An 8847-nucleotide genomic window follows, 5' to 3' on the forward strand; every position below is an offset into this window, starting at 1 on the left:
AACTGCCCTCCTCTCGTTTACTAAATAACGGTTGACACCAGCCGGATCCATATCACCTCATCATGATCATCTTACCCGTTCTCAGCTCCGTCCCGGATTTTATAGCGTACAGGTAGGCTCCGCTGGGGACCATCGCCCCTCTGTCCGTCCTGCCGTCCCACCGGACACTGAACTCGCCTCCCGAAACCATCCCCGAAAAAAGTCTCCTGATAAGGCTGCCGTCGACCCCATAGACGTTTATTTCGATCTCATGCATGCTCACCGATGGGTCGAGCTGAGCTCTTATCGTAGTGACAGGATTGAAAGGGTTCGGATAGTTCATGGCCGAAAGGATCGTGCCCCCCGGCGTAGCATCTGAATCCACCGAAGCGATTACCGGAGCGATCAGAGTGACTAAAAAGGTCTCAAGATCCGGAACTTGATCTGGCAGGTCGATATAGGGGTTCTCTATCGTTCCAGAGTAGTTGGCAGCCTCTCCACCGAACAGATATCTGAAATCCTCAGCGAATATCTCTTCCGGCGAGTACATGTGCGCCATCAGAACATCTTCCGATTCTCCATCCAGCAGATCCCTTATCATTAGATAATCAAGCCATTCCCTGCTTTCCGAACCGGGGATGAACAGGTTGTGGACGCAATGCCCCACTTCGTGAGTGAGCGTATAGGCGGTCAGCTCCCTTGAGACATCATAGACACCCGGTGATATAAATATCCTGTTGCCAAGTGCCGAACTTCCCGGCACGAACCTTCGAGGCAGCGGCAGAATGAAGATCTCAAGTTCCAGATCCACCATCACTCCATCCACATCGATCTCGGCCAGGGCGGAGACTATATCATCCATAGCCGCAGGATGGAACGAACCATCCCCCTTGTTCACGATGACGGGATCATAGATATCCTCTACCAGGATATAGCTTGAACCATCGGGAAGGACCATCATCAGGCGGCCACATTCATCCCTGCAAGTCATCGTTTCCATTACATATGAGGGCCCGTAAAGTACAGCCTTTATCCCGTTCCCCGGATAGAAGGTCTGGGGAATTTCCGCAGTGGCTGTACCGGACATGATTATCACCAAAATGGAAATAATCATCATTGATATGTCTATCTTCTTTATTACAAACATATTACATCCTGTAACAAACCGATGGCAGCAGAAACTCCACAGCCAGTCCTGTTTACGACTGCAACTGATGTTCCCTGAACGAGAAATGTGACAGGATCAATCACCCTGGGGTCGTGCTGGCGTTCTCTGGCAGGATGCGAAAGATATCGACAAAGATTTGCAACTCATTGTCAGTATTATTCTTGAGCCCGGAAAACAGGCGCTGGCATCAGAGGCTGAAGCACGTTCATATATTTTCATGGGGAGGAATCATCATCATAACGCCCCCCGAAAGTATTCGCCTCTAAGGGGGAAATGCCCCATATTCTGGAGCTTACTGAAGCAGAATAATCGCATATCATGTTGTTAATACACAAGTTGACTGACTATACCCATGGTTGGGGAAATATCCGCAATCAATGACCGGGAACGGTCCGTTCTCTAGAATCTCCGATGGGACGTGATATAGAAGTCAGGTCTATTATCCTCGGCGAAAGCTGCTTCGATCCTTATCATATTCTGGATGGGCGACAGGACCTCAAAACCGAAACCAGCCGACCTGTAAAACTTGCCGTCAGGCAGAAATCCGAAATCCTCGACGAGAGTCCCATGATCTACAAATGCGACACCATTGACCGTGAGATCGAATCTCCCGACAAGAGGTATGTTCCACACTATCGGACCGTATATTTTCTTTCTAAGTTGCATTGTCGCCGTAACCTTGTACAGGCCGCTGATCAAATCGCTGTGAAACCCCCTCAGATCGTTCTTTCCTCCCAGCCTCATCCTGAAGAACGAAGGTAATTCGCCTTCCCTGTCTACTGCACTCAGACTGGCAATGATCGAACCGGCTCTGCCGACAGGCTGGTAGAGATTCATAATGAAATTATAAAGTGTGTAATGCTGTTTATGCCCGTGGATCGTATCATAATGTTTCATATTGATGAACGAATAGATCCCGTCCATAGGCGCTATGACGTTATCGCGGCTGTCATATAGAAGGCTGAAACCATAGGCGAGATATGACTGGCGGAAAAAGACTCCGCCCGGGTCCGTGAGGTTTCCGGGAAGGGTCAGTCTGGAGAGCCTTTCCTCTATCATGATCTCAGGTATAAACCACCACTGATGGATAAGACTCTTTGTGAGAGGCAGGCCGACAGACACCATCGCCCCGTTGCTCTCCTTGATGAAGTCATCTTCCTCTGGCTTTTCGATACGAAAATATGAGAAAGCATTTATATTGAGTCTCAGACGGAATTCACCGACCCATGGCGCTGACCACGAGATACCTCCCCCCCGTTCTTTTTCGTGTTTTTCCTTGAACGACAAAAGAAGATTCTCTCCTGCTCCCCTGAAATTCCTGATCCTCCATCGGAACCCGTACCTGATGCCACTGTCCAGATCATAATCTATTACAGGCCAGGGATATTTCATAAACAGTCCGGGGCGTTCATCGACATGCACGATGACCCTGCATTCACCATCTTCAGTATGTTCGGCCGTGATATTCACTGAAGAAAAGAATCCAAGCCCCCTGAGATATGTATCATCTCTGTATATTAGAGCTTCGTTAAGCTCTTCGCCCTGTGTAGTAGCCATCTCGCGGATGATCGTGATCCTGTTCGTGCATTTGTTGCCCGTGACAAGGATCGTATCGATAATGCAACCCTTCATAGACTGCACTCTCCTGCATATCTCATCTCTGGAGGGGACAGGAGTACAGTCTACCGCCTTCTTCGATCTGAACCCGAACTTCCGGGCAAGGGACTCGAGAGCGGATGGCTCCCGGGCAGTCACTCCTGCATCGCTATCCGTATCTTTGGAAAACGCCGGAGTATTGTCTGTCGCTGAAACTTTTTCCTCACCATAGACCGATGTGGAGAATGAACCAGGAAGAACCAGGGCAGCTATGGCCATCGCCGATATTACAATAGGGATTCTGAAGTGATTCAAACGTGCAGACTCCGGATCCTTGATTATCAGGATATGATTTACCCTTTAAGATAATAAGGACCCGTCCCACGGACAAGTACTATCCGTGTTCTACTCAGCTTCATCCGGGAATTCGGGCAGCGACTTGTTGTCAAGGAGTCCGGCCTTCGAAAGGATGAAGGATCCGGTTCCTGTAAATACCGCGACCAGCGTTACGAATCCACCCAGGAGTCTCACCAGCGCGGATGCAAAGACAACAGGTCCGATCCACATCATGCTGGAAAGTATGCCGAGAAAACTCAACACAAACAGTCCCAGCACACCCTGCACGAACAGGGAGTCACTCTCTACTCCGACCTTCTTTGCTAAAATCCTGCCTGTAGCCATGGCGCTGACAAAATATCCCATGATTATCATGGCGCCGAAGGAAAGTCCAAGAAGTATCGCTACGGGAATACCGATAATAGTAATACTCAGGATGACCGCGACGATAGCAACGACTATGCTTCCAAAGGTGAGGGCAAGCAGTCCTACACCGAGAGATTTGAAAAACGATCCGAATACGAAGTCAGAAGACTTCCTTATCCTGTCAGGAAGGAAATATATGATCAGCAGAAGTAACAAAGTCCCCACTACAAAGCTGATCAGCTTACTGACAAGCCGGAACACCCCTCCACCGAAGTCTGTGTGGAACGGTAGACCGATGATCTGCGGAGAATCGCCGATAACTACAGTCTGCCCCCTCACTCTGGCGTGATCGTCTTCTGTAAGGCTTCCAAGAACGGAGACCACTTCTCCATTGATGATCGCCGAAGGTCCGATGTCGATACTGCCCATGATCGACACTACGTCTCCTGTCACCTTTCCATCTATTTTCACGTCACCGAAAAAAGACACTACATCGCCCCTGACAAGTTCATCTTTGTCAATTATGATTATTTTGCCGAACCTGACGACCTGATTGTTATGGACCGTCCTGAATTCCCTGTCATCAGCACCAGCCAGACCGAAAATATCACCCAGATCGCCCAGATCGATATCGACATCCCCCAGAGCATCCTCGATATTCTCCGACAATTCCTCGGTATTGAGCTGAAAGTAAACTTCCTCTCCATCCTCTGACCCTACACGGACACCGCGGTCAGAGATCGAGATCTTTACCGGTTTGTCCCTGTCGCCTGGTTTCCTGTCTCTGTATTTGATCCTGCCGGTCTTGCTCTTGACTACAGTGGTAGAATCCTTGTCAGTTACTGAGACACTGTCTTTTTTCGCGTCTGCACTGCTTTCTTCTGATTCAGATCCTTCAGTATCCACCGCCACGACAATAGTGCCTCCCTGTATGGAGGAAATACTCTCAAAAGTCCGCTCGATGCGCCCTGCACCGAGGACGATGATCATGCACATCATAGTTATCGTCTTGCCTGCAACCGCGTTAAAAAATGCTGACATGCGTCTCTCCTTTTTTCCAGAATCCCTGAGCGGTCCTGAAAACGACATACAGGATCACAATTGCCGATATCGCCATCATGGCGAAATACGTCAGGGGGATACCATCCACCTGCCTCTGTATTGTCTTGACAAGTATCTTTCCCGCAACTCTATATTTTTCCATGGAACTTATATAGTTCAAGATCCTCTGTGGATCATCAAAAAACCGCCCTATCATGTAGAGGCCCGATTCTGTCATACCCAGCAGTTTCTTTCCTGCAGACATCATCATAAGAAGAAAAGGCGTGTATATGGCGGTAAACAATACAAAGATCGAAGAGATTATCCCTGTCGCCTGCAGTGGTACGGGCAGGCCTCTCCAGAAACTTCTTACCGAAAGAAAAACTTTTCGGGCCGCCCTTACCTTATACCTTGAGACATCGACTCTGGCCATCACCCTCATATTAAAGTCGGAATCCGGCTCCATCACTTCCATATCTTCGAGCACAGAAAAAATCCCGGCGAAAGCTGTATCAAGACTTTCGCACTGATGACAGCTCCGGCGGTGCTCTTCGTATTCAGCCATACCGGCACGATCAAGTTCCCCATCGTGGTAACGCTGAATCAACATTTTAAAAAGATGGCAATCCATCTGTCTCTACTCCTCTGATTCTTCCACAATAATATCACCACTGGCAGTCTCAAGAAATACTTTTGACTTACCTTCTCGTACTACACCAGTGATACTGTTCCTTCCCACTTTCTTTACATCGATGGGCAGGTCTATGGATATCTCACCTGAAGTCGTACCAGCCTTGAGAACATATCCACTTTCCATCCTGGTAATAAATATCAGCGATATATCACCGCTGGATGCGATTATGGAATAGTTCGCGTCACCTACTGGAATTACCCTGAAATCTGCTGCCCCACTGGCCGTGGAGGCATCGACTGCCCCTCTCACTCCAGTGAAACTCGATTCGGCGGCGATACCATGAAAATTCACATCACCGACTCCGTCAACAGTGATACTGCCATATTCTATGGAACACTTCAACCCTCCTCCAAGCTCGGACAGTTCCATCCTGCCGGAAGCTATGGAGGCCTCCATGTCACCCGAGATCTCCCGAGCCTTGATCGTTCCACTTGCGCTGGAAAGGACCACTGTCCCGTCCACATTTATTACTTCCATCGCGCCCGAGGACAGAGCCGCTTTGATGCAGCCCCTGATATCCCTGACATTCAATTCCCCGCTCGCCACACTTATATCCGCTCCGGATATAAGGCTGTTCACATTGACGACGCCACTGGCCATCGAGGCACCGAGTTTCATTCCTTCGGGCATCAACAGAGTGATCTCCATACTCATCCTGGGGGCCCTGCTGATCACGAAGGAAATAATATTTTTCTTTGTCCTGAATTTCTTTGGGTAGACAGCTTCGAGCCTGATAGTCTCCGCTGTCCTGGTGACCCTGACCTCCATCAGAGAGAGCATCTCGTCTGCTTCTTCCCTGTCATCAGCGAGACCTTTCTTTACGACCTTCAACAGAATATCGTCCCTCTTCTCTCCTATGACCGATAACCTGCCATTTATCCCCTCTATGATCAGCTTTGTCTGACCTTCTATCGAAATATCACTGGTCGACAACTCTTCGAACTCACTTGAAGCGTAAGTCCCCGGACTCCCTGCGATCAGTACTGCCGCCGTAACTGCCAGGATCGTCATACTGATTCGTTTCGTCATAATAGTCGCCTTCCGTTACGAAAGAGTCCCCTTCGCAGGGCCGATGTCATCGAACATCCCCTTGCTGGTGAATATCTCCTTGATCATATTCCTGGCTCTGTGGATCCTCGCCTTGACTGTGCCCAGAGGAATTCCGAGATTATCCGATATCTCCTCGTAGGACAATTGCTCCTGGTGCCGCAGGATCACAATGATCCTGTAATGCTCCGGAAGATCCGCTATAGCCTGTTCAAGCACTTCCATCATCTCCCTGTTTTCCATTTCCCTGTCGGGATCGATTGTGTCAGCCGGGATCTGACGGGACATTTCACCATCCGAACCGGATACAGGCTCGTCGAGAGAAACCACACCGCTTTTTCTCCTTCGGATAAAATCGATGCACAGATTCGACGTGATCCTGTAAAGCCAGCTCGAAAAAGGATACGAAGGGTTGTATCTGTCGAGTACGTTGAAAGTCCTGATGAAGACGTCCTGCGCCAGGTCTTCCGCATCCATAGGGTTCTTGACCATACGCATGCATATGCTGAAAACCGGCCCACGATATTTGACCAGTAGTTCTTCAAAGGCTTTCTCATCTCCTTTCAGGCAACGTTCGACAAGATTCGCATCTTCTTTCTTCAACTCTTACACCTCTGATACGAGGACCATGCTGAAAATGTTTCGTTTCCTGAAACTATAATCAGACGATTTTTTCATATTCTTGTTAACCGCGGAAAAAGATAGCAGCTTAAGGAAAAAGATAAAAGACGAATCTTGTAATAGCTTAAGAACACAATGGATAAAGCCGAAGAAATAGTTCCGGATGATTTTATTTTGTCTTGACAGGTGGCAGGCTGAAACCTAGACTCGGACCCGAGGCTGGCCTCAGCCTTATCGCCTGTTGTCAATGAAGTTAGATCAGGAGGAAGCAATGACTGGAATAGAATCCATTTTCGCGAGGGAAGTGATCGATTCCCGCGGGAATCCGACTGTCGAGGTCGAAGCATGGCTCGAAGGAGGAGCTTACGGCAGCGTGATAGTGCCTTCCGGTGCTTCCACAGGTGAGCATGAGGCAGTAGAACTCCGTGACGGCGACCCCGCCAGATACGGAGGAAAGGGCGTTCTGAAAGCTGTAGAAAACGTCAACGAGATCATAGCTCCCGAGGTCCTGGAACTCGACGCACTGGATCAGGTCTATATAGACAAGGTCCTCTGCCAGCTGGATGGTACACCAAACAAGGGCAAGCTTGGCGCCAATGCCATTCTTGGAGTATCCCTTGCGGTTGCCAAGGCGGCGGCCGACGAGCTCGGCGTCTCGCTTTATGAATATATCGGGGGCACAAACGCTAAAGTCCTGCCCGTACCGATGATGAATGTCCTTAACGGTGGTAAACATGCTGATAATAACGTAGATATACAGGAATTTATGATCGTACCGATAGGCGCCGGCTCGATAAGAGAAGCTGTGCGCTTCGGCGCCGAGACCTTTCACTCACTCAAGAAGATACTTTCGAAAAAAGGATACGCTACATCGGTAGGCGATGAGGGTGGGTTCGCGCCCAATCTGAGTTCGAACCGTGAAGGATTTGAACTTATCCTGGCTGCGATCGAGAAGGCCGGGTTCAAGCCCGGAGAGGATATAGCTCTCGCCATTGACGCTGCCGCCAGCGAATTCATGAAAGACGACGGGTACCATCTGGACGCAGAAGGAAAGATAATGTCCGCCGATGAGCTGATCGGATTCTACGAAAAGATCGTTGGTGAGTTCCCTGTGGTCTCTATCGAGGATGGCCTCGGAGAGGACGACTGGGAAGGATGGAAGAGATTGAACTCAAGCCTGGGTGGAAAGATCCAGATAGTCGGCGACGATATCTTCGTCACGAATACACAGCGGCTGGCAAGAGGAATCAAGGAGGGATCCGCCAATTCGATCCTTATCAAACTTAACCAGATCGGGACACTTACAGAGACCCTTGACGCTATCGAGATGGCGAAAAAAGCCGGGTTTACTTCGGTGATCTCTCACCGGTCAGGCGAAAGCGAGGATGTGACGATTGCTCACGTGGCAGTAGCAGTCAATGCAGGACAGATAAAGACCGGATCGTTGTCCAGGACTGACAGGATCGCGAAATACAATGAATTGATGAGAATAGAGGAAGAACTAGGTGAGATAGCGATCTTCCCCGGCATTGACGCGATTAACGTCTCTGCTGAAAACAGGTAGAAAACACGGCCTTCTACCGGAGGAAAAGATGAAAAGTCTTTGGGGACAGGGAAACAGGTACCTGAGAGTCAAGAGAAAGAATATCGAAGTGAACCCGAGGTTCACAAGATATATAATCCTGGCGCTGGTCGTTGTCATAGCGGCAGTATTCCTTGCCGGAGATGTAGGGCTATGGAACCTCTGGCGAGCCCAGAAGGATCTCGAATCGGTCGAGCAGGACGTAATGAGGCTCCAGACGGAGACATTCTACCTGAGGACAAAAATCGGTCAGCTCGAATCCGACCCTTTCGCGATCGAGAAGGTAGCCCGGGAAAAGTTCGGGTATCTGAGACCTGGCGACAGGGTCTACAGGATCATAACTTTGCCTTCAGACAAAGAAAGTACGACTTTCTTGCCGACTTCCCTTGACAGAACGGATATGTACAGATAATATAC

General features: G+C 49.4%; 8 protein-coding genes. 2 read left to right on the top strand and 6 right to left on the bottom strand.

The features are described from left to right. Positions 1–52 precede the first annotated feature (52 nt). The 6 genes from KOO63_00855 to KOO63_00880 all read right to left on the bottom strand — a co-directional run bounded on the left by KOO63_00855 (position 53) and on the right by KOO63_00880 (position 6830). On the bottom strand, positions 53–1126 hold the full coding sequence (locus KOO63_00855) for a hypothetical protein (protein ID MBU8920383.1): 1074 nt from the start codon (positions 1124–1126) through the stop codon (positions 53–55). Positions 1127–1546: 420 nt separating this feature from the next. Further along, the gene (locus KOO63_00860) at positions 1547–3058 is read right to left on the bottom strand and encodes a BamA/TamA family outer membrane protein (GenBank protein ID MBU8920384.1); all 1512 of its coding nucleotides are present in this window, start codon (positions 3056–3058) and stop codon (positions 1547–1549) included. A gap of 90 nt (positions 3059–3148) precedes the next feature. Continuing rightward, positions 3149–4486, bottom strand: a complete 1338-nt coding sequence (locus tag KOO63_00865; protein MBU8920385.1) for a hypothetical protein — start codon at positions 4484–4486, stop codon at positions 3149–3151. Continuing rightward, positions 4470–5117 (bottom strand): zf-HC2 domain-containing protein, encoded by a 648-nt coding sequence (locus KOO63_00870; GenBank protein MBU8920386.1) that lies wholly within the window; start codon positions 5115–5117, stop codon positions 4470–4472. The genes KOO63_00865 and KOO63_00870 overlap by 17 nt, the downstream gene beginning before the upstream one ends. Positions 5118–5123: 6 nt before the next feature. After that, positions 5124–6209 (bottom strand): DUF4097 domain-containing protein, encoded by a 1086-nt coding sequence (locus tag KOO63_00875; protein ID MBU8920387.1) that lies wholly within the window; start codon positions 6207–6209, stop codon positions 5124–5126. A 15-nt stretch (positions 6210–6224) separates the two neighbouring features. Then, on the bottom strand, positions 6225–6830 hold the full coding sequence (locus tag KOO63_00880; protein ID MBU8920388.1) for a sigma-70 family RNA polymerase sigma factor: 606 nt from the start codon (positions 6828–6830) through the stop codon (positions 6225–6227). Between the two features lie 289 nt (positions 6831–7119). Between KOO63_00880 and eno the strand changes: the two genes are divergently transcribed. Further along, the gene (gene eno, locus KOO63_00885; protein ID MBU8920389.1) at positions 7120–8412 is read left to right on the top strand and encodes a phosphopyruvate hydratase; all 1293 of its coding nucleotides are present in this window, start codon (positions 7120–7122) and stop codon (positions 8410–8412) included. Positions 8413–8440: 28 nt separating this feature from the next. Further along, positions 8441–8842, top strand: a complete 402-nt coding sequence (locus KOO63_00890) for a septum formation initiator family protein (GenBank protein MBU8920390.1) — start codon at positions 8441–8443, stop codon at positions 8840–8842. Positions 8843–8847: the final 5 nt, after the last annotated feature.

It is taken from the genome of Candidatus Latescibacterota bacterium, assembly GCA_019038625.1.
Classification (GTDB): domain Bacteria; phylum Krumholzibacteriota; class Krumholzibacteriia; order Krumholzibacteriales; family Krumholzibacteriaceae; genus JAGLYV01.

Excerpts from the sequence above, each read along its gene's own strand:
- KOO63_00855 (MBU8920383.1), bottom strand. The coding sequence starts at position 1,126 with ATGTTTGTAATAAAGAAGATAGACATATCAATGATGATTATTTCCATT.
- KOO63_00865 (MBU8920385.1), bottom strand. The coding sequence starts at position 4,486 with ATGTCAGCATTTTTTAACGCGGTTGCAGGCAAGACGATAACTATGATG.
- KOO63_00870 (MBU8920386.1), bottom strand. The coding sequence starts at position 5,117 with ATGGATTGCCATCTTTTTAAAATGTTGATTCAGCGTTACCACGATGGG.
- KOO63_00875 (MBU8920387.1), bottom strand. The coding sequence starts at position 6,209 with ATGACGAAACGAATCAGTATGACGATCCTGGCAGTTACGGCGGCAGTA.
- eno (MBU8920389.1), top strand. The coding sequence starts at position 7,120 with ATGACTGGAATAGAATCCATTTTCGCGAGGGAAGTGATCGATTCCCGC.
- KOO63_00890 (MBU8920390.1), top strand. The coding sequence starts at position 8,441 with ATGAAAAGTCTTTGGGGACAGGGAAACAGGTACCTGAGAGTCAAGAGA.